General features: G+C 73.9%; 16 protein-coding genes and 3 tRNA genes. 12 read left to right on the top strand and 7 right to left on the bottom strand.

Going from position 1 to position 20,899, the window contains the following annotated elements; all coding sequences use genetic code 11:
• Positions 1 to 20 precede the first annotated feature (20 nt).
• Positions 21 to 1,058: a rod shape-determining protein gene (locus LG634_RS08445; protein ID WP_226733026.1), complete on the top strand. Its 1,038-nt coding sequence runs from the start codon at positions 21 to 23 to the stop codon at positions 1,056 to 1,058.
• The gene (locus LG634_RS08440; RefSeq protein WP_372482390.1) at positions 1,055 to 2,695 is read left to right on the top strand and encodes a sensor histidine kinase; all 1,641 of its coding nucleotides are present in this window, start codon (positions 1,055 to 1,057) and stop codon (positions 2,693 to 2,695) included. The genes LG634_RS08445 and LG634_RS08440 overlap by 4 nt, the downstream gene beginning before the upstream one ends.
• 15 nt (positions 2,696 to 2,710) lie before the next feature.
• Here LG634_RS08440 and LG634_RS08435 read toward each other — a convergent pair whose 3' ends face one another.
• Positions 2,711 to 3,148: an Lrp/AsnC family transcriptional regulator gene (locus tag LG634_RS08435; RefSeq protein ID WP_226733025.1), complete on the bottom strand. Its 438-nt coding sequence runs from the start codon at positions 3,146 to 3,148 to the stop codon at positions 2,711 to 2,713.
• A gap of 69 nt (positions 3,149 to 3,217) precedes the next feature.
• On the opposite strand from LG634_RS08435, the gene LG634_RS08430 reads away from it, so the two are divergent.
• From LG634_RS08430 to LG634_RS08420, 3 genes are read left to right on the top strand one after another with little or no spacing between them, the layout of a single operon-like run.
• Entirely contained in the window at positions 3,218 to 3,910 is a 693-nt protein-coding gene (locus LG634_RS08430) for a LysE family transporter (protein ID WP_226733024.1), read from the top strand.
• A gap of 17 nt (positions 3,911 to 3,927) precedes the next feature.
• Positions 3,928 to 5,370: an acyl-CoA synthetase gene (locus tag LG634_RS08425; protein ID WP_226733023.1), complete on the top strand. Its 1,443-nt coding sequence runs from the start codon at positions 3,928 to 3,930 to the stop codon at positions 5,368 to 5,370.
• A complete protein-coding gene (locus LG634_RS08420) occupies positions 5,363 to 6,724 on the top strand; it encodes a carboxyl transferase domain-containing protein (protein WP_226733022.1) in 1,362 nt (453 codons plus the stop codon). Before LG634_RS08425 ends, LG634_RS08420 begins: the two co-directional genes overlap by 8 nt.
• 237 nt (positions 6,725 to 6,961) lie before the next feature.
• Here LG634_RS08420 and LG634_RS08415 read toward each other — a convergent pair whose 3' ends face one another.
• Complete coding sequence (locus tag LG634_RS08415; protein WP_226733090.1) at positions 6,962 to 8,185, bottom strand: MFS transporter; 1,224 nt, start codon at positions 8,183 to 8,185, stop codon at positions 6,962 to 6,964.
• A gap of 349 nt (positions 8,186 to 8,534) precedes the next feature.
• Here LG634_RS08415 and LG634_RS08410 point away from each other — a divergent pair, with 349 nt between their 5' ends.
• Positions 8,535 to 9,692 carry a carboxylate-amine ligase gene (locus tag LG634_RS08410; protein ID WP_226733021.1) on the top strand — a complete coding sequence of 386 codons (1,158 nt, stop codon included), beginning with the start codon at positions 8,535 to 8,537 and terminating at the stop codon, positions 9,690 to 9,692.
• A gap of 141 nt (positions 9,693 to 9,833) precedes the next feature.
• Here the strand turns inward: LG634_RS08410 and LG634_RS08405 are convergent.
• The 3 genes from LG634_RS08405 to LG634_RS08395 form a co-directional block, all read right to left on the bottom strand.
• Positions 9,834 to 9,907 (bottom strand) — tRNA-Ile (locus LG634_RS08405).
• Between the two features lie 189 nt (positions 9,908 to 10,096).
• A tRNA-Asn gene (locus LG634_RS08400) sits at positions 10,097 to 10,169 on the bottom strand.
• Between the two features lie 5 nt (positions 10,170 to 10,174).
• Positions 10,175 to 10,247: transfer RNA gene (locus LG634_RS08395), tRNA-Asn, on the bottom strand.
• A 157-nt stretch (positions 10,248 to 10,404) separates the two neighbouring features.
• On the opposite strand from LG634_RS08395, the gene LG634_RS08390 reads away from it, so the two are divergent.
• The 4 genes from LG634_RS08390 (at position 10,405) to LG634_RS08375 (ending at position 16,014) form a co-directional block, all read left to right on the top strand.
• Entirely contained in the window at positions 10,405 to 10,701 is a 297-nt protein-coding gene (locus LG634_RS08390) for a YtxH domain-containing protein (RefSeq protein WP_226733020.1), read from the top strand.
• Positions 10,702 to 10,777: 76 nt separating this feature from the next.
• Positions 10,778 to 12,217: an FGGY family carbohydrate kinase gene (locus LG634_RS08385; RefSeq protein ID WP_226733019.1), complete on the top strand. Its 1,440-nt coding sequence runs from the start codon at positions 10,778 to 10,780 to the stop codon at positions 12,215 to 12,217.
• A gap of 144 nt (positions 12,218 to 12,361) precedes the next feature.
• Positions 12,362 to 14,095 (top strand): ABC transporter ATP-binding protein, encoded by a 1,734-nt coding sequence (locus LG634_RS08380; protein ID WP_226733018.1) that lies wholly within the window; start codon positions 12,362 to 12,364, stop codon positions 14,093 to 14,095.
• Entirely contained in the window at positions 14,092 to 16,014 is a 1,923-nt protein-coding gene (locus LG634_RS08375; protein ID WP_226733017.1) for an ABC transporter ATP-binding protein, read from the top strand. Before LG634_RS08380 ends, LG634_RS08375 begins: the two co-directional genes overlap by 4 nt.
• Positions 16,015 to 16,094: 80 nt before the next feature.
• On the opposite strand, the gene LG634_RS08370 is transcribed toward LG634_RS08375, so the two are convergent.
• Positions 16,095 to 17,201, bottom strand: coding sequence for an RNA polymerase sigma factor (locus LG634_RS08370; RefSeq protein ID WP_226733016.1), 1,107 nt, complete (start codon positions 17,199 to 17,201; stop codon positions 16,095 to 16,097).
• Between the two features lie 172 nt (positions 17,202 to 17,373).
• Between LG634_RS08370 and LG634_RS08365 the strand changes: the two genes are divergently transcribed.
• A complete protein-coding gene (locus tag LG634_RS08365) occupies positions 17,374 to 17,958 on the top strand; it encodes a hypothetical protein (protein WP_226733015.1) in 585 nt (194 codons plus the stop codon).
• Positions 17,955 to 18,962 (top strand): nucleotidyl transferase AbiEii/AbiGii toxin family protein, encoded by a 1,008-nt coding sequence (locus LG634_RS08360; protein ID WP_226733014.1) that lies wholly within the window; start codon positions 17,955 to 17,957, stop codon positions 18,960 to 18,962. The genes LG634_RS08365 and LG634_RS08360 overlap by 4 nt, the downstream gene beginning before the upstream one ends.
• Here the strand turns inward: LG634_RS08360 and dnaG are convergent.
• Entirely contained in the window at positions 18,959 to 20,863 is a 1,905-nt protein-coding gene (gene dnaG / locus LG634_RS08355) for a DNA primase (RefSeq protein WP_226733013.1), read from the bottom strand. The genes LG634_RS08360 and dnaG overlap by 4 nt on opposite strands.
• Positions 20,864 to 20,899 lie beyond the last annotated feature (36 nt).

The raw sequence follows: 20,899 nt of genomic DNA, 5'->3' as shown, positions 1-20,899 counted from the left end.
GCGCCTCGGGAGGATCTGCCGTGACCGTCAGCCTTGAGCAGTTGCGCCGCTGCCACGTCGCCGTCGACCTGGGGGCAGCGCGGACCCGCGTGTACGTGAAGGGCGCCGGGCTGGTCGTGGACGAGCCCAGCGTCGCCGCGGTCAACACCCGCACCGGCGCCCTCATCGCGGTCGGCACCTTCGCCGAGCGCATGACCGGCCGCACCCCCGACTACATCCGCGTCGTCCGCCCCGTATCCGGCGGCACCGTCGTCGACATCGAGATGGCCCAGCGGATGCTGCGCCACCTGCTCGGCGAGAAGCTCCGCCGGGCCCTGCGCCGCAAGCCGCGGCTGCGGGCCGCCGCCTGCACCCCGCACGACGCCGACCCGCTGGCCCAGCGGGCGGCGGTCGAGACCCTGGTCGGCCTCGGCGCCCGCCGGGTCGAGCTGGTGGACACGCTGATCGCGGCGGCCGTCGGCTGCGGCCTGCCGGTGGAGCAGCCGACCGCGACGATGATCATGGTGTGCGGGGCGGCGGCCACCCAGATCGCCGTGCTGTCGCTCGGCTCGATCGTGACCGCCGAGCGGGTGGCGGTCGGCGGCGACGCCGTCGACCACGCGATCGTCCAGCACCTGCGCCACCAGCACGAACTGATGCTGCCGAGCCAGGCGGTGCGCCCGCTCCAGCTCGCCCTGCACGGCAACGGCATCACCGACCTCGGGCCCGCCTCCACCGAGATCCACGGCCGGGACGTGGCCACCGGGCTGGCCCGCTCGGTCCGGGTCGACACCGCGGCGGTGCGCGACGCCATCCACACCCCGCTGACCGCCGTCCTCGACGGCATCGGCAAGGTGCTGCGCGAGTGCCCGCCGGACCTGGTCGCCGACCTGACGGACACCGGGATCATGATGGTGGGCGGCAGTGCCCTGCTGCCGGGGCTGGACCAGATGCTGCGGGACGCCACCGGCATGCCGGTGCACATCGCGGAGCGCCCCGACGTGTGCGCGGTGATGGGACTCGGCGCGATGCTCGAAGGGAAGATCGCCCCGATGGTGCTGAACCCGCTGTCCGAATGAGTGGACCGCCCGGCGCGCCCGGCGCCGACGCGGGAACGGACCCCGGCCGGGGCGGCGACGCGCCGCACGGCCTGCCGATGCTGCTCGAAGCGGTGCTCAGCGTGGGCACCGACCTCGAACTGAAGGCGACGCTCCGGCACATCGTGGAGTCCGCCCGGCAGCTGTGCGGGGCCCGGTACGGGGCGCTCGGCATCATCGAGCCGGACGGAGCAGCCGGCGGCGGCCGGCTCACCGAGCTGATCTCCTCGGGGATCAGCGAGGAGCAGCGGGCCGCCATCCCCCACCTGCCCGACGGCCGGTCGGGGATCCTCGGCCTGCTGGTCCGGGAGCCGCAGCCGCTGCTGCTCGACGACGTCACGACGGACCCGCGGGCGGTCGGCTTCCCGGCCGGCCATCCGCCGATGCGCAGCTTCCTCGGGGTGCCCATCCGGGTGCACACCGAGGTGTTCGGCAACCTCTACCTCGCGGAGAAGGCGGACGGCGGCCGGTTCACCCCCGACGACCTCGCGCTGCTGCGGGTGCTGGTCGCGCAGGCGGGCATCGCCATCGGCAACGCCCGCCTGTACGACACGGCCCGGCGGCGGGAGCGCTGGATCGAGGGCGCGGCCGCCGTGACCACGACGCTGCTGACCGGGCGGCCCGCCGCGGACGCACTGATGTGCGTGGCGGAACGGGCCCGGCTGGTGGCGGACGCGGCGGCCGGGGTGGTGCTCCAGCCGACCCCGGAGGGCGGCATGGAGATCGTCGCGGCCTCCACCCACGACGATCCGGGCGACCTGGTCGGCACCACGATCGCGCCGGGCAGCCCGGTGCTGGAGCAGCTGCTGGGCGGGGAGCCGGTGTTCGTCGAGGACTCGGCGACGGATCCCCGCATGACCACGCACGTCCGGGAGCGGTTCGGGCCGAGCATGCTGCTGCCGCTGCAGAGCGGGGGCCGGCTGATCGGCACCCTCGCGCTGCCGCGCCGCCGCGGCGGGCGGCCGTACGACGCGGTGGACCGGCTGCTGGCCGCGCAGTTCGCCTCGCAGGCGGCGCTCGCCCTGGTGCTCGCGGACGCACAGCACGACCGGGAGCAGCTGGCCGTGTACGAGGACCGCGACCGGATCGCCCGGGACCTGCACGACCTGGTGGTCCAGCGGCTGTTCGCCACGGAGATGATGCTGGACGCGACGCGCCGGCGCGGGGCCGCGGCCGCGGAGGGCGAGGCCGTCGGCGACGAGCTGGGGCGCGCCGTGGACGAGCTGGACTCGACGATCCAGGAGGTCCGCACGGCCATCTTCGCGCTCCAGCAGCCGCCGTCGGACGCTCCGGCGACGTTCCGCGGGCGGGTGCTGCGGGAGACGGGCGGGGCGGCGGTGCTGCTGGGCTTCCAGCCGTCGGTCCACTTCGCGGGCGCGGTCGACGCCCTGGTCCCGGCCCCGGTGGCGGACCGTCTGCTGTCCGCCCTGCGGACCGCGCTGGCCGCCGCGCACCGGCGCGCCGGCGTCACGTCGATCGAGGTGACGGTGGACGCGGGCGGGGACGGGGACGGGGGGACGGTCCGGCTGGCGGTCGTGGACGACGGTTTCACGGGGGCCGGTGGCCGGGCGGAATCCGGCGGCCGGGGCACGACCGTGACCTGGGAGTCCGCGCTCTGAGCGCGGGCCCGGGCCTCAGAGGGCCGGGCGGCCGGCGGCGCGCAGCGCGATGCGGGTGTTGGAGTGGGCGACCCCGGCGTCCCGCTTGAGTCGGCGCAGGAGGCCGTCGAGGGCGGCCGGGTCGGCGGCGCGGGCGCGGACCAGGTAGTCGTGCTCGCCGGTGACGTGGACCACCTCGGTGATGCCCGGCAGGCGGGCGACGGCCTTCTCGAACTCCTCGTTCGTGGTGTCGAGCCGCAGGGTGACGTCGATGAAGACGACGAGCCCGCCGCCGGTGTCGGCGGCCGGGTCGACCAGGACGGTGAAGCCGCGGATCACGCCGTCACGGCGCATCCTGCGCACCCGGTCGGCGGCCGCGTTGGCGCTGAGCCCCACCCGGACGCCGAGGTCCCGGTACGAGATCCGCGCATCCTGCTGCAGGACGCCGAGGATGTCCCTGTCGATGCGGTCCATCCCGCGATTCTCGCAGTCCCGGCCGGTATTCGTCGCCGGAGTGCACGGCCGGGGCGGTGTGCTGTCCGCATGAGCGAACTGACGACGACCGCCCTGGCCGGGGCGGCTGCGGGCCTGGGTGTGGCGATGCCGGTGGGTGCGGTGGGGGTGCTGCTGGTCCAGCAGAGCATGCGCGGCCCGCGCCGGGCGGCCGTGGCCGCGGCGGCCGCGGTCGCCGTGGTCGACATGGCGTACGCGGCCCTGGCCACCGCCGTCGGTCCGATGGTGTCCTCGGCCCTGTCCGGCCGGGAGGCGTGGGTCCGGCTCCTCTCGGCGGCCGTCCTCCTGGCCATCGCCGCCCACGGCCTCCTCTCCTCCCGCACCTCCCTCGCCGCGCCCGGTGCCCCCGCGGCGGAGCCCGCACCGGACGGCGGTGCCGGAACCCTCCGTACTTTCCTGAGGTTCGCCGGAATCACGCTCGTGAACCCGACGACCGCGCTGTACTTCGCCGCGCTCACCACCGCGCAGGGCAGCAGCCTCGACGGGGGTGCGGCCGGGGCGGTGTTCGTCGGCGCGGTGTTCGCCGCTTCGCTCGGATGGCAGCAACTGCTGGTCACGGCAGGGTCGTTCGCCGGTTCGCGGATCTCGGCGGCGGCCCGCGCGTGGACCGCAGGGTCGTTCGCCGGTTCGCGGATCTCGGCGGCGGCCCGCGCGTGGACCTTCCGGGTCGGGTACGGACTGGTCGCGGTGTATGCCGTGAAGATCGCCCTGCCGCTGCCCTGACGCCGTAGGGTGATCCCGTGGCCACACTCTTTCCCGCCCTGGAGACCCCTTCGGACCGGCCGGCGCTGCGCTTCGGCGACCGGGTCCTGAGCTACCGCACCCTCGCCGGCGCCGCCGGCGCCCTGGCCGGCCGGCTCGGCGGCGCCGGGCGGGTCGCGCTGTGGGCCACGCCCACGCTGGAGACCGCGGTCGGCGCGGTGGCGGCGCTGCTCGCCGGGGTCCCGGTGGTCCCGCTGAACCCGCGCACCGGCGACCGCGAGCTGGCCCACATCCTGGCCGACAGCGCCCCCGGCCTGGTGCTCGCCGCCGCGGACGCGGAGCTGCCGGCGGCCCTCGCGGGCCTGCCCCGCGCCGACGTCCCCACCGAGGGCGACGCCCCGCTGCCGGCGGTGGCGGCCGGTGACGAGGACCCGGCGTTCGTGATCTACACCTCGGGGACCACCGGCCCGCCGAAGGGCGCGGTGCTCCCCCGCCGGGCGGTGGCCGCCACCCTCGACGCGCTGGAGGACGCCTGGCACTGGACCGCCGCCGACACCGTCGTGCACGCCCTGCCGCTGTTCCACGTCCACGGCCTGGTGCTCGGCACCCTCGGCCCGCTGCGGCGCGGCGGCTCGGTGCACCACCTGGGCCGGTTCGAGGCGGCGGCCGTCACCGCGGCGCTCGGCGCGGGCGGCACGATGCTGTTCGGGGTGCCGACGATGTACCACCGGCTCGCCGAGGCGGTCGCGACGGATCCGGCGCTGGTCGAGGCGCTGGCCGGGGCCCGGCTGCTGGTGTCCGGCTCGGCCGGGCTGCCGCTGCACGACCACGAGCGGATCGCCGCGGCCACCGGCCGCCGGGTGATCGAGCGGTACGGCATGACCGAGACGCTGATGAACACCAGCGTCCGCGCCGACGACCTCGCCTCCCGCCCCGGCACGGTCGGCCCGCCGGTGCGCGGGGTGGAGCTGCGGCTGGTGGACGAGTCCGGCACCGCGCTGGACGCGTACGACGGCGAGACCATCGGCGAGATCCAGGTGCGCGGCCCGAACCTGTTCACGCACTACCTGAACCGGCCCGAGGCGACCGCGGAGGCGCGGACCGACGACGGCTGGTTCCGCACCGGGGACATGGCCACCCGGGACGCCGCCGGGCACCTGCGGATCGTCGGCCGCAAGGCCACCGACCTGATCAAGAGCGGCGGGTTCAAGATCGGCGCCGGGGAGATCGAGAACGCCCTGCTGGACCATCCGGGGGTCCGCGAGGCCGCCGTGACCGGGGAGCCGGACGCCGACCTCGGCGAACGGGTGGTCGCATGGATCGTGCCGGTCGACCCGCAGGACCCGCCCGGCAGCCAGGAGCTGGCGGACCACGTGGCCGGCCGGCTCGCCCCGCACAAGCGGCCGCGGACGGTGCGCTACCTCGACGCGCTGCCCCGCAACGACCTCGGCAAGATCATGAAGCGGGCCCTCCATGGCTGACCGGCTCTCGGCCCGCGCGGCCCTCGACGCCCTCGCCGGCCCGGACGGCTTCACCGAGCTGCCGGCCCCGCCGCACCCTCACCGTACGGACGGCCCGCTGGGCTGGGCCGGGTACGACGACTCCCGCGCGCGGGCCGGGGAGCGCACCGGTGAGCAGGAGTCCGTGGTCTGCGGGACGGCGCGGATCGGCGGCCGGGCGGCGGTGCTGGTCTCCTTCGAGTTCGGCTTCCTGGGCGGCTCGCTGGGCGAGCGCACCGGGGACCGGCTGGTGGCCGCGTACGAACACGCCCGGGCGCACCGGCTGCCGCTGGTCTCGCTGATCGCGACCGGCGGCTCCCGGATGCAGGAGGGCATGATCGCCCTCACCCAGCTCCAGCGGGTGGCCCGGCAGTCGGTGCTGACCCGCGCGGCCGGGCTGCCGCAGCTGGCGGTGCTGCGCGATCCGACGACCGGCGGCGGCTGGGCCACGCTGGGCGCCGGGGCGGACGTGGTGCTGGCGCTGCCCGGCGCCCAGGTGGGTTTCGCCGGCTCCCGGGTGCGGCCCGCGGACGCCGATCCGGCGGCGTACTCGGCGGAGGGCCAGTACGCGGCGGGGCACGTGGACGCGGTGGTGCCGGCCGCGGAGCTGCCGGAGGTGCTCGGGCACTGGCTGCGGCTGCTCGCGCCGCCCGCGGAACCGGTCCGGCCGGCCGATCCGCCGGCCGCGCTGGCCGACGTGCCGCCGCCGGCGACGGGGTGGGCGGCCGTGGAGCGGGCCCGGCATCCGGACCGGCCGCGCGCCGGGGCCTACCTGGACGCCTACTTCGAGCTGCGGATGCCGCTGTCCGGGGACCGGGCGGGCGGCACCGACCCGGGGATGCTGTGCGGGTTCGGGCTGCGGGAGGGCCGCACGGTGGCGTACGCGGCCCAGTGCGGCACCGCGACCCGGCCCGCGGGGTACCGCACCGCGGCCCGGCTGATCCGGCTCGCGGACCGGCTCGGCTTCCCGGTGCTGACGCTGGTGGACACCCCCGGCGCGGCGAACGACGCGGCCGCCGAGCACGCGGGCGCGGGCGCGGCGATCGCGGACGCCTTCGCCGCGGTGGCGGCGGCGACCGTCCCCCTGACCACCCTGCTGATCGGCGAGGGCGGCTCCGGCGGCGCCCTGGCCCTGGCGGCCCCCGGCAACACCTGGGCCACCCCGGACAGCTACTTCTCGGTCATCGCCCCGGAGCTCGCCACCGCCATCCTGAAACGCCCCCCGGCCCACGCCCCCCTGACGGCCGACCAGCTCCGCCTGCGCCCCCAGGACCTGGTGGACCTGGGCGTGGCCCGCGGGGTGGTGACCCCGGACTCCCACGAGCCCGCGAGCTGACCCCCGGGCCGGGCCAAAACCAAGCCCCGCCGGAACCGGAAGCCGCCCCCGGACCGGGGCAAAACCAGACCCGGCGGGAACCGGAAGCCGCCCCCGGACGGGGGCAAAACCAGACCCGGCGGGAACCGGAAGCCGCCCCGGACGGGGGCAAAACCAAGCCCCGCCGGCGATTGAGGCGCGGGGGTCCGGGGGCGGAGCCCCCGAAACGGCGGACACCGCGAGGCCCGACAGACCCGCTCAGGCCTGCGGATCCCGCGCGTCATACCGCGCAAAGGCCCGCCACCGCGCCGCCAGCAGCGCGACGGCCACGACACAGGCCAGCCCGCCCCCGGTCACGGCGACCCCCGGCGATGCCAGGTCCGCCGCCGACCCGGCGAGGAAGTCCCCGAGCCTCGGCCCACCCGCCACGACGATGATGAACACCCCCTGCAACCGCCCCCGCATCTCGTCCGGCGTCGCCGTCTGCAGCATCGTCGACCGGAACACCATGGAAATCGTGTCGGACCACCCCGCCACCGCCAGGAAGAACAGCCCGAGCCACAGGTTCCGCGTGACCCCGAACGCGGCGATCGCCAGCCCCCACGCGGCCACCGACACCAGGATCACCAGCCCGTGCCGCCGGATCCGCCCCTGCCAGCCGGAGAACACCCCGCCGAGCATGGCGCCCACGGCCGGCGCCGCCACCAGCAGCCCGACGGTCCTGGCGTCACCCCCGTACCAGAGGCCCGCCACGGCGGGGAACAGCGCCCGCGGCTGGGCGAGCACCATCGCGCACATGTCGGAGAAGAACGTCATCCGGATGTTCGGCCGGGTCGCGAGGAACCGCAGCCCGTCGAGCACCGACGCCCGCCCCCGCTTCCCCTCCTCCCGCTCCGGCGGCATCGCGGGCAGCCGCCACATCGCGTACAGGGCGGCGGAGAAGCAGACGGCGTCCACGATGTACGCGGCCTGGTACCCCCACCAGCCGGTGATGACGCCGCCCAGCACGGGCCCGACGGTCATCCCGAAGGTGTTCGTCACGGAGGTCAGCGCGTTGGCCGCGGGCAGCTGCGCGGCCGGCAGCAGCTTGGGCACCATCGCCGCCCGCGCCGGCGCGATCAGCGCGAAGCACACCGACTGCAGCGCGACGACCGTGTAGAGGAACCACACCCGGTGGAAGCCGAGTACGGCCGCCACCGCCAGCGCCACGGTCAGCCCGGCGGCCCCGGCGGAGCTGTACAGCCCGAGCAGCCTCCGGTCGACGGTGTCCGCGATGGCGCCCCCGTACAGCCCGAAGACGACGAGCGGGACGAGCGAGCAGAGGCCGACCAGGCCGACGGAGAAGCTGGACCGGGTGATGTCGTAGACCTGGAGGGAGATCGCCAGCGCGGTCATCGCCTGTCCGAGCCACACGATGGTGTTCCCGAGCCACAGCCGCCGGTAGTCCGCCGAGGTCCGCAGCGGGGTGAGGTCGGCGAAGATCCTCGTCCGGGACGGCCGGGCACCGCCCCCGTCGTCGGGGGCGGGCGGGTCCTGGGGCGATTTGTCCGTGGTCGTTCGGGTCACACGGGATGGTAAGCCGCCCGCCCGGCCCTCGCACGCGAGTTCCCACCCCGTGGACACGCCCGCAGCACGGCCCGCTCCCGCCCGCCCCTCCGGCGCCTGCCTCCCCCGGCGCCCCGGCAGCCCCTCCCGCGCGCCCGGCGCCTGCCGTTCGCACAACCGGCGCAGAAGAACTCGCCGCTGTTCACCGGGGATTGACCGAAACGGTGTTCGCCACCGGCCCCGGGTCGGCTCATGATGAAACGACTCGTATGTCCAGGGAGGCGCAGTGATCGAACCTGGCAAGAGCACTTCCGCACGCTCCGGGGCCCCCGCGCAGCCGACCGGAACCGTTCCCCTCACCCTCGGTGTCGAAGAGGAGTTCCTGCTCGTCGACGGCCGCACCTGGCGGCTGGTGCCCGTCGCCACCGAAGTCCTCGACTCGGTGGGCGGCGTCCGCCCGGAGCTGCACTCCGAAGGCACCCGCTACCAGGTGGAGATCGCGACCCCGGTGGTCGACTCCGTCGAGCAGCTCCGCGAGGAGCTGGCCGGGCTGCGGCGGATCCTCACCAAGGCGGCCCGGGAGCACGGCTGCCGGCTGCTGGCCAGTCCCTCGCCCGTACTGGCGCGGGAGCTGCCGCTCGCCCTCAACCACGACGAACCGCGCCAGCGGGCGCAGTTCCAGCGCTTCGGCGCCCTCACCGACAACCTGGTGGGGTGCGGCCGGCACGTCCACGTCGGGACCCTCGACACGGACACCGCGGTGGCCGTCGCCAACCGGCTGCGGCCCTGGCTGCCCACGCTGATCGCGCTGGGCGCCAACTCGCCCTTCTGGGACGGCCGGGACACCGGCCACGCCAGCTGGCGGGCGCTGGCCTGGGGCTCCTGGCCCTCGGCCGGGCTGCCGCCGCACTTCACCTCCACCGAGCACTACCGCCATTCGGTGGAGATGCTGATCGGCTCCGGGGCGGCCCTCGACACGAAGATGGTCTATTGGGACCTCCGGCCGTCGGGGACCTGGCCCACGCTGGAGATCCGGGCCCCCGACATGTCCGCCGACCTGGACACGGCCGTCCTGCAGGCCGCCCTCGGCCGGGCCCTGGTCGCGACCGCCATCGCCGAACGGGAGGCGGCGCTGCCGGAACCGGTCGTACGGGACGAGGTGCTGCGGCTGGCGCGCTGGCGGGCCGCGCACGACGGACTGGAGGGGCACGGCCTGGATCCGTTCACCGGTGCCGAGGTGCCGGCCGCGGCGCTCGCGGAGGCCCTCCTGGACCGGCTGGCCCCTGCCCTGGCCGCGGCCGGTGACCTCGACCACACGGCCGACACCCTGGCCGCCCTCCTCAGCGGCGGCTCGGGCGCGCAGCGCCAGCGGGCGGTCTACGCCCGCCGCGAGCAACTGGCGGACGTCCTTCACCACCTGGCGGACGCCACCGAGGCCGTATAGCGCCGACCCGGCGCTGTGAGGTCCGTCACTCTTGCCGGATCCGGGCGGAATTCCGCCCCGGAACGGCGAAGTGCCCCGGCCGGAAACTCCGGACGGGGCACGGACGGCCGGTCAGAACGTTTCTTCTGACCGACTCTGCGGTGGGGCGGGTGGGACTCGAACCCACGGCCGACGGATTATGAGTCCGCTGCTCTAACCGGCTGAGCTACCGCCCCTCGACGGCGTGGCGCGTACATGTGTGCGCGCCGTCTGCCGCAGCATAGCCGCTCATACGATCTCCTGCTCCGGATGCCCCGCATGATCGGCTTCGCTTGCCTGGTGAGACCGCTCTGCGTGCTGCCCGGTTCCCGGATGCGGCCGGAAAAACACGAAAGAGGACCCACCAGGGGTCCTCTTCCGTTCCGCTCCCCCGGCTGGACTCGAACCAGCAACCCTCCGGTTAACAGCCGAATGCTCTGCCAATTGAGCTACAGGGGATCGCGCTCCCCCGACTGGACTCGAACCAGTAACCTGCCGGTTAACAGCCGGCTGCTCTGCCAATTGAGCTACAGGGGATTGCTGCGTTGCACCGAACAGCCCCACCTCCGGCTTGCCGGGGGGCGGGCGCCCGTTGCGAGACATAGATTAGCGCAAGCAGGGGGGTGCTCCGCCAATCGGTATCGACAGACGTACCGCGGGGCGGCCGGCACCGGCACAACGAAGGGTGGCAGGCATGCGGTACAAGCTCACGTTCGTCGTCGGACTGGCCCTCGGGTACGTGTTCGGGACCCGCGCGGGACGGGAGCGTTACGAGCAGCTGAAGAAGTCCGCGCAGGACCTCGCGCACAACCCGGCGGTGCGGAACGCCGCCGAGACCGCCGGGCAGACCGGGCGGCAGTACGCGGGCAAGGCGCTGCACGCGGTCGGCGACAAGGTCGGGGACGCGATGCCGGCCGCGCTGGCCGGGCGGATGCGCTCGCTGCGGGACCGGAACGGCTTCGACGACGAGTGGGGCACCAGCAACACGTGACCGGGCCGGCGGGCGGCCGTACGGCAGGGACCGGGGCGCCGTCCGCCGGACCGGGTGGTGCGGCACAATCTCCGGCATGGGGATAGTCGCCGGGCTGGACAGCTCATCCACTTTCACTCGCATCGTCGTCTGCGACACGGACACGGGTGCCGTACTGCGGCAGGGCTACGCGCCCCATCCCCAGCCCGAGGGCGAGACCACACCGCACGAGACCGATCCGCAGTCCTGGCTGCTGTCGCTGGGCGAGGCCGCCGGCGGCGGCCTGCTGGAGGGCGTGCAGGCCATCGGGGTCTCCGCGCAGCAGCACGGGCTGCTGCCGCTGGACTCGCAGGGCGCGCTGGTGCGGCCCGCGCTCGTCGGCAACGACAAGCGCGCCCAGGTCGCCGCCCTCGACCTGATCGACGCGCTCGGCGGCCGGCAGGCGTGGAGCGAGGCGGTGGGCTGCGTCCCCCAGTCGGCCCAGCCGGTGGCGAAGCTGGCCTGGATGGCGCGCACCGAGCCCGAGGCGGCCCGCCGCACGGCCGTGCTGATGCAGCCGCACGACTGGCTGGTCTGGCAGCTGCTGGGCCGGCCCGCCCGCCGCACCACGGACCGGGGCGCCGCCTCCGGCACCGGCTACTGGTCGCCGCGCACCGGCTCGTACCGGCCCGATCTGGTGGAGCTGGCGCTCGGCCACCGGGCGATGCTGCCGGAGGTCCTGGGACCCGCCGAGGCGGCCGGCACCACCCCCGAGGGCCTGCTGATCTCCGCGGGCACCGGCGAGACCATGGCGGCGGCCCTGGGCCTGGGTCTGGCGCCGGGTGACGCGGTGGTGTCCCTGGGGGCCTCCGGGTCGGTCATGGCGGTGCACCACGAGGCGGTGACCGAGCCGAACGGCATGGTGACCTCGCTCGCCGACGCGGCCGGGCTGCACCTGCCGGTCGTGTACACGTCCAACGCGGTACGGACCCTGCGCGGCACGGCCGAGTTGCTGGGCACCGACCTGGAGGGGCTGTCCGCACTGGCCCTGAAGTCCACCCCGGGCGCCCACGGCCTGGTGATGCTCCCCTACCTGGAGGGCGAGCGGACCCCGGAGCTCCCGCACGCGGCCGGCACCCTCAGCGGGCTGCGGCGCGACTCGATGAAGCCGGAGCACCTGGCCCGGGCCGCCTTCGAGGGCATGCTCTGCGGGCTCGTGGACGCGCTCGACGTGCTGCGCAGCCGGGGCGTGGAGATCCGGCGGGTGTTCCTGCTGGGTGCCGCGGCCGGGCTGCCGGCCGTGCAGGCGGCCGCGCCGGGCCTGTTCGCCACCCAGATCGTGGTGCCGCAGCCCGCGGACTACGCGGCCCTGGGCGCGGCCCGGCAGGCCGCGTGGGCGCTGGGGGTGCAGCAGGGCACCCTGGCCCCGCACACACCGCCGGCCTGGCAGGGTGCAGCCGTGCAGGTGTTTGAGGCGGGTGAGGAGTTCGCGTCCTGGCAGGCGGTGCGGCAGCAGTACGTCGCGACGCGGGAGCAGCTGCACCCCGGGGCGTTCTGAGACCCGAACGGGCGTAGGTCGTAGGTCTCCGGGCTGGTCTGCGGAAGGCTTTGGCCCGGCTTTGCGAAAAAGGGTGGGGCTGGGCGTCCGGGTTGGTTGAAGATGGGGTGAACCCCCCCGATCTTGCCGACCCGGAGCCTACGCGTGCTCATCAGACTTCTCCGGACCCACCTGGGCCCGTACCGGAAACCGATCGCACTGCTGGTCCTGCTCCAGCTGCTGCAGACCAGTGCGACCCTCTACCTGCCCACCCTGAACGCCGACATCATCGACAACGGCGTCATCAAGGGCGATACGGGCTACATCCTGGGCTTCGGCTCGCTGATGCTGGCCGTCAGCCTGGTGCAGCTGGTGTGCAACACCGGAGCCGTCTACTTCGGCGCCCGCACCGCGGCCTCGCTGGGCCGGGACGTGCGGGCCGCCGTGTTCGACCGGGTGCAGAGCTTCTCGGCCCGCGAGGTGGGCCACTTCGGCGCACCGTCGCTGATCACCCGGACCACGAACGACGTCCAGCAGGTCCAGATGCTGGTGCTGATGGCGTTCACCCTGATGGTGTCGGCTCCGATCATGTGCATCGGCGGCATCGCGATGGCGCTGTCCCTGGACGTGCAGCTGTCCGGCGTGCTGCTGGCCGTGGTGCCGGTGCTGGGCATCGCCGTCGGCAGCATCGTGTACCGCACCCGGCCGCTGTTCCGGCAGATGCAGACCCGGCTGGACACCGTGAACCGGGTGCTGCGCGAGCAGATCTCCGGCAACCGGGTGATCCGCGCCTTCGTCCGCGACGCGTACGAGCAGGACCGCTTCCGGCAGGCGAACGCCGGGCTGACCGACGTGTCGCTGTCCGCCGGGCGGCTGATGGCCTTCATGTTCCCGGCGGTCATCGTCGTGGTGAACGTGTCGAGCGTGGCCGTGGTCTGGTTCGGGGCGATGCGGATCGACAGCGGCGGCATGGAGATCGGGGCGCTGACCGCCTTCCTCGCCTACCTGATGCAGATCGTGATGTCCGTGATGATGGCCACGTTCATGTTCATGATGGTGCCGCGCGCCGAGGTGTGCGCCGAGCGCATCCAGGAGGTCCTGGACACCGAAACGAGCGTGGTGCCGCCCACCGACCCGGTCCGGGAGCTGGGCGTGCGTGGATCGCTGGAGCTGCGCAGTGCGGACTTCCGCTATCCGGGTGCCGAGGCCCCGGTGCTGATCGGCGTGGACCTGCTGGCCCGGCCGGGCGAGACCACCGCGGTGATCGGCTCGACGGGCAGCGGCAAGTCCACCCTGCTGGGGCTGGTGCCGCGGCTGTTCGACGCGACGGGCGGTGAGGTGCTCGTCGACGGCGAGGACGTCCGGCGGATCGATCCGGAGCTGCTGGCGCGGACGGTCGGGCTGGTGCCGCAGAAGCCGTACCTGTTCTCGGGGACGGTCGCGAGCAACCTGCGCTACGGGCGGCCGGACGCCACCGACGACGAGCTGTGGCGGGCCCTGGAGGTCGCGCAGGCCAAGGAGTTCGTCACCGCGTTGGAGGGCGGCCTGGACGCGCCGGTCACCCAGGGCGGCACCAACGTGTCGGGCGGCCAGCGCCAGCGCCTGGCCATCGCCCGGACCCTGGTCCAGCGGCCGGAGATCTACCTGTTCGACGACTCGTTCTCGGCGCTCGACTACGCGACGGACGCGGCGCTGCGCGCGGCGCTGGCCCGGGAGACCGTGGACGCGACGGTGGTGATCGTGGCGCAGCGGGTGTCCACGATCCGCGACGCCGACCGGATCGTGGTCCTCGACGAGGGCCAGGTGGTGGGGGTCGGCCGGCACCACGAGCTGATGGCCGGCAACGAGACCTACCGGGAGATCGTGCTCTCCCAGCTGACGGAGGCGGAGGCCGCATGAGCGGGCCCGGTGGACGGATGATGATGGGACCCGCCCAGCGGTCCCTGGACTTCAAGGGCTCGGGCAAGCGGCTGCTGAAGCAGCTGGCGAAGGACCGGGTCAAGCTGGCGGGCATGGTCGCGGCCGTGGTCGCCAGCGTCGCGTTGACGGTGATCGGGCCGAAGATCCTGGGCCGGGCGACCGACCTGGTGTTCGCGGGGCTCGTGGGCCGGGAGATGCCGGCGGGCACCACCAAGGAGCAGGCCCTGGAGGGACTGCGGGCCCGCGGCGAGGGCGGCATGGCGGACATGCTGTCCGGCACCGACTTCACCCCTGGCGAGGGCATCGACTTCGGTGCGGTGGGTGCAGTGGCCCTGTGGGCGCTGCTGGTGTTCGCGCTGGCCGGCGTGTTCATGCTGGTGGCGACGCGGCTGTCGAACCACGTGATGAACGGCATGCTGTTCCGGATGCGCGAGGAGCTGCAGGCGAAGCTGTCGCGGCTGCCGCTGTCGTACTTCGACCGGCAGAAGCGCGGTGAGGTGCTGAGCCGGGCGACCAACGACATCGACAACATCGGGCAGACGCTTCAGCAGACGATGGGCCAGCTGCTGAACTCGCTGCTGACGATCGTCGGCGTGCTGGCGATGATGTTCTGGATCTCGCCGCTGCTGGCGCTGGTCGCGCTGGTGACGGTGCCGGTGTCGATCGTGATCGCGGCGCGGATCGGCAAGAAGTCCCAGCCGCAGTTCGTGGCGCAGTGGAAGACCACGGGTGCGCTGAACGCGCACATCGAGGAGATGTACTCGGGCCACACGCTGGTGAAGGTCTTCGGCCGCCAGCGGGAGTCGGCGGAGGTGTTCGCGGAGTCCAACGAGGCGCTGTTCCGGGCCTCGTTCAAGGCGCAGTTCGTCAGCGGTCTGATGCAGCCGGTGATGTTCTTCGTCTCGAACATCAACTACGTGCTGGTGGCGGTCGTCGGCGGGCTGCGGGTGGCCTCGGGCACCCTGTCGATCGGTGACGTGCAGGCGTTCATCCAGTACACCCGGCAGTTCTCGATGCCGCTGACGCAGGTGGCGTCGATGGCGAACCTGGTGCAGTCCGGTGTGGCTTCGGCCGAGCGGGTGTACGAGCTGCTGGACGCGCCGGAGCAGGAGCCGGACGCGGAGCTGCCGGAGCGGCCGGCCGCGCTCAAGGGGCAGGTGACGCTGGACCGGGTGGCGTTCCGCTACGAGGCGGACAAGCCGCTGATCGAGGACCTGTCGCTGACGGTGGAGCCCGGGCACACCGTGGCCATCGTCGGCCCGACCGGCGCCGGCAAGACCACGCTGGTCAACCTGCTGATGCGGTTCTACGAGGTCACGGGCGGCACGATCGCCCTGGACGGGGTGGACATCTCGAAGATGACCCGCGAGGAGCTGCGGGCCGGGATCGGCATGGTGCTCCAGGACACCTGGCTGTTCGGCGGGACCATCGCGGAGAACATCGCGTACGGCGCGACCCGCGAGGTGTCCCGGGAGGAGATCGAGGAGGCGGCCCGCGCGGCGCACGCGGACCGGTTCGTCCGGACGCTGCCGGACGGCTACGACACGGTCCTCGACGACGAGGGCGCCGGGGTCAGCGCGGGCGAGAAGCAGCTGATCACGATCGCCCGGGCGTTCCTGTCGGACCCGGTGATCCTGGTCCTCGACGAGGCGACCAGTTCCGTGGACACCCGTACCGAGGTGCTCATCCAGAAGGCGATGGCACGGCTGGCGCACGGCCGGACCTCGTTCGTGATCGCGCACCGGCTGTCGACGATCCGGGACGCGGACGTGATCCTGGTGATGGAGAACGGCTCGATCGTGGAGCAGGGCTCGCACGAGGAGCTGCTCGCGGCCGGGGGCGCGTACGCGCGGCTGTACGCGGCGCAGTTCGCGCAGGCGGTGGCCGAGGTGGACTGAGGCGGGCCCGTCGGGTCCGGGAGCGGGGGGAGGGCTGCGGCCCTCCCCTTCCGCTTGTCCGGGGCCGTCGGGGCCGGGCGTCAGTCGAGGTAGCCACGGAGCTGGTCGGCGAAGGCGTGGTCGCGGAGCTTGTTGAGGGTCTTGGACTCGATCTGGCGGATCCGTTCGCGGGTGACGCCGAAGATCCGGCCGATCTCCTCCAGCGTGCGGGGGCGGCCGTCGACGAGTCCGTAGCGGAGCTGGACGACCTTGCGTTCCCGTTCGCCGAGGGTGGAGAGGACGGCTTCGAGGTGCTCGCGGAGCAGGAAGAACGCGGCGGACTCGACCGGGGAGGCGGCGTCGCCGTCCTCGATGAGGTCGCCGAGGGCGACGTCGTCCTCTTCGCCGACGGGGGCGTGCAGGGAGACCGGCTCCTGGGCGAGGCGGAGCACTTCGCCGACCCGTTCCGGAGTCAGTTCGAGGTGCCCGGCGACCTCTTCGGCGGTGGGCTCGTAGCCGCGTTCCTGGAGCATCCGGCGCTGCACCCGCACGACCCGGTTGATGAGCTCGACGACGTGCACCGGGACGCGGATGGTGCGGGCCTGGTCGGCGAGGGCCCGGGACATGGCCTGGCGGATCCACCAGGTGGCGTACGTCGAGAACTTGTAGCCGCGGGCGTAGTCGAACTTCTCGACGGCGCGGATCAGGCCGAGGTTGCCCTCCTGCACGAGGTCGAGCATGGTGAGGCCGCGGCCGATGTACCGCTTGGCGACGGAGACGACCAGGCGCAGGTTGGCCTCGATGAGGCGGCGCTTGGCCATCCGGCCCATGACGACGAGCCGGTCGAGGTCGACGGCGAGCTGGGAGTCGAGGTCGGTGGCGGTGCCCAGCTTCTCCTCGGCGAACAGTCCGGCCTCGACCCGGCGGGCGAGTTCCACTTCCTCCGCCGCGGTGAGCAGCGGAATCCTGCCTATCTCGCGCAGGTACTGGCGGAACAGGTCCGAGGTGGGACCGCCGGTGTCGTTCCGTTTGGGCTCGGGGGCGGCCTCGTCGAGTTCGGCCGCGGCGGCGTCTCCGTCGGGCAGGTCCGGCCCGGGGCCGTCCTCGTCCGGTGCGTCGGGTTCGGGCGCTTCCGCGGCCACGGGGTGCTCGGCCGGGTGCGCCGGGTCCGCCGGGGACGCAGCTTCGGTCAGGGTCTGGGTCTGCACGGGGGCGACCTCCAGGGCTCCGAGGACTCAGGCACCGTTCCTCAGTGTGGGGTACGACACATCGCCGCCACGAGGGGCGTGCGGGCACTTTCTGAGTCCGGTGCGTGACCGGATGGTTACCCGCCGGAGGAACTCCGATGCCGCTCGCACACACGTCTGAGAAGATCGCGCGGTGTACGAGTACGAAACGCACGTCACCGTCCGGTGCGCGGGTGCGGAGCTGGGCCGGCTGGAACGGTGGGCCGCCGCGCGCGGCCTGAAGGTGACCCACATCGTCCTGGCGCGGGGCCGGATGACCTCGCAGCCGATGCTGACCCTGCGGGACCGGGACGGACACCGGGCGCTGGTGGCCGCGCTGCGGGCGGACGGCTTCGACCCGGTGCGGGTCAAGGTGGAGACGGTGCCGTGGACGACGGTGCCGGCCGGCACCGGCGGCGGCTACTTCGAGCACCACCTGAAGCTGCTCCTGGAACCCGGCCACGACCGCCCCGCCCTGGAGTCGCTCGCCGTCCGGCACGGCGCCCACGTCTCGTGGAACGCCCGCCGGGTACTGGCGGGCGGCCGGCACGAACGGTTCGTCACCCAGCGCTGCCCCGGCCGGTCCGGTGCCGTGCCGGCCGGGGCGGCGTGCGACGCGCTGGCCGCGGAACTGCGGGCGGCCGGGTACGAAATCCGCTCGGAGGAACGCGAGTACGTGCTGTACGACAGTGACCTGTCGGTGGACGACGGGTGGATCGAGGAGGGGGCGGCGGTATGAGCACGGCAGCAGACGGGGCCGGGACCTGGGAGCGGTTCAGCACGTGGAGCACGGAGGTGCCGCGGGCCCCGCTGTCCGATGAGACCCGGGAGGAGCGGGACCTGCCGCACACCCTGCGGCCCGTCGCCGGGGAGGACCTCGTGCAGGTGCCGCTGTTCGACCCCGCGCTGAAGCACTTCTCCAACGGCTACCGGGCGGGCGACCCGGTCTTCGAGGACCCGGCGCGGACCGACGCCTGGCGGCGGGCCCGGCGTGCGGGGCTGGACACGGTGCTGGCGGCGGTGGCCGACTCGCCGTGGGTGGACTCGCTGGTGCTGCGCGGCAGCGTGCTGCTCGCCGGCTGGTTCGGCGAGGCCGCGCGCGAGCCGGGCGACCTGGACTTCGTGGTCGTCCCGCACACCTGGCGACTGGAGGACGGCCGCACCGGGCGGATGCTGGACGGCATCGCCCGGGGCGCGCAGGAGCGGGCCGGGGCAGCCGGGCTCCGGATCCGCGCGCAGGACGCCGTGACGGACGAGATCTGGACGTACGACCGGGTGCCGGGGCGCCGGATGGTGCTGCCCTGGGAGGCCGACGGGCTGCCGGGCGGGCACGTACAGCTGGACTTCGTGTTCAACGAGCGGCTGCCGCAGCCGCCCGGGCCGGTGCACGTGCCGGGGCTCGCGGGCGGCGACGGGGCCGTGCTCCAGGCGGCCACCCCGGAACTGTCCCTCGCGTGGAAGCTGATGTGGCTGCTCACCGACCGCCACCCGCAGGGCAAGGACCTGTACGACGCGGTGCTGCTCGCCGAGCGGCACCCCGCGCCGCGCGAGCTCGTGACCGCGCTGTGCCGGGAGTCGGGCGAGTGGGGTCCCGACGAGGTCCGGCTCGGCCACTTCGAGCGGCTGGTCGAGGAGATCCGCTGGGAGTGGCGGCACACCGAGCGGGAGTACCCGGCGCTCGCCGGCCGCGAGGAGCTGGGCGGCCGCCTGCTCGCCGCCCTGGCGCCGGTGTTCAGGGCCTAGAGGGCCGCCGCGCCGCGGTTGCGGAGGGACTGGCCGTACTGCTGGAGGACCCAGAGTTCGTTCTGGACGGCGGCCAGCCGGTCGGCGGGGCCGCCCTGGCCGAGGCGGGCCAGGGAGCCCTGGATGTCGTGGACCCGGCGGTCCACCGCGCGCAGCCGGACCTGGACGAGCTGGACGCCCGCGTACACCTCGTCCACGGTCTTGGCGTGGATGGCCTCGACGGCCAGCTCGGTGACCATGGCGCGGACCGTGTCGTTCGGCGCGGCCTCGCGGACGCGGGCCAGGTAGTCGTCGCCGCCCCGGGCGACGCCGCCGGCGTCCTGGATGGCCTGCCGGACCGTCGCGTACGGCGGGGCGGTGAACTCGTCGACCCCGTACGCGTCGAAGGCCGGCGAGACCAGGTCGGGGCGCTGGAGGGCGAGTTTGAGCAGCTCGCGCTCGGTGCGGTGGGCGGGGCTGCGCAGGTTGAGCGCGGGGCCGGGCGGGGCCGCGGCCGGAGCGGGGGCGGCGCTCGCGGACCCGGAGCCGGCGCGCGGGGGCTGCTGGGGGGCCCGGCCGCCGCGGTCGCGGGCCCAGCGGGCGAGCTGGGCGACCCGCTTGACGACGAACTGCTCGTCGCGGACGCCGAGCATCCCGGCGAGCTGGACGGCGGACTCGTGCTGGATGGCGATGTTCTTGATGTGGGCGACCACGGGCGCGGCCTCGTCGAGGGCGGCGGCCCGGCCGGCCGGGTTCTCCAGGTTGTGCCGGGCCACGATGTGGCGCAGGGCGAACTCGAAGAGCGGGGTGCGGGACTCGACCAGGTCCTCGACGGCCTGGTTGCCCTCGGCGAGCCGCAGTTCGCAGGGGTCCATGCCGCCGGGCGTGATCGCGATGGACGTCTCGGCGGCGAACTTCTGGTCGTCCTCGAAGGCCCGCAGGGCGGCCTTCTGGCCGGCCGCGTCACCGTCGAAGGTGAAGATCACCTCGGCGGTGGCGTTGTCCATCAGGAGCCGCCGGAGGATCTTGATGTGGTCGCCGCCGAACGCGGTGCCACAGGTGGCGATGGCGGTGGTGACGCCGGCGAGGTGGCAGGCCATGACGTCGGTGTAGCCCTCGACGACGACGGCCCGGCTGGTCCGGACGATCTCCTTCTTGGCGAGGTCGATGCCGTAGAGGACCTGCGACTTCTTGTAGATCGCCGTCTCCGGCGTGTTGAGGTACTTCGGGCCGTTGTCGTCGTCGCGGAGTTTGCGCGCGCCGAAGCCGACGACCTCGCCGGTGATGTCGCGGATGGGCCACATCAGGCGGCCGCGGAACCGGTCGATCGGCTTGCCGCTGCGGCTGTCCTGGGCGAGGCCGGAGAGCAGCAGCTCCTTGTCGCTGAACCCCTTGCCGCGCAGGAAGCGGGTCAGGTGGTCCCAGCCGGCCGGGCTGTAGCCGACGCCGAAGTGCGCGGCCGCGGCCTGGTCGAAACCGCGGGAGGCGAGGAAGGCGCGGGCGATCTCCGCCTCGGGGCTCTCCAGCTGGCCCGCGTAGAAGACGGCGGCCGCCTTGTGCGCCTCGACCAGCCGGATCCGCTCGCCGCGGCCGCTGGTGCCGGCGGTGTAGCCGCCCTCCTCGTACCGGAGGGTGATGCCGGCCTGGCCGGCCAGCCGCTCGACCGCCTCCGAGAAGGAGAGGTGGTCGATCTTCATGATGAAGTCGAGGGTGTCCCCGCCCGCCTGGCAGCCGAAGCAGTGGTACAGGCCCTTGCTGGGGCTGACCTGGAAGGACGGGGACTTCTCGTCGTGGAAGGGGCAGAGGCCCTTGAGGTTGCCGCCGCCGGCGTTGCGCAGCTGGAGGTACTCGGACACCACGGCGTCGATCGGGACCGCGTCCCGTACCGCCTTCACGTCGTCGTCGTTGATCCTGCCTGCCACGCGTGAAGTCTACGGGCCCCGGTCCGGCGCAGCCGT

This window comes from Streptomyces bambusae, from assembly GCF_020532645.1.
Taxonomy (GTDB): domain Bacteria; phylum Actinomycetota; class Actinomycetes; order Streptomycetales; family Streptomycetaceae; genus Streptomyces; species Streptomyces bambusae.
The sequence above is the reverse complement of the archived record's forward strand: the minus strand, read 5'-3'. Positions and strand labels throughout refer to the sequence as shown.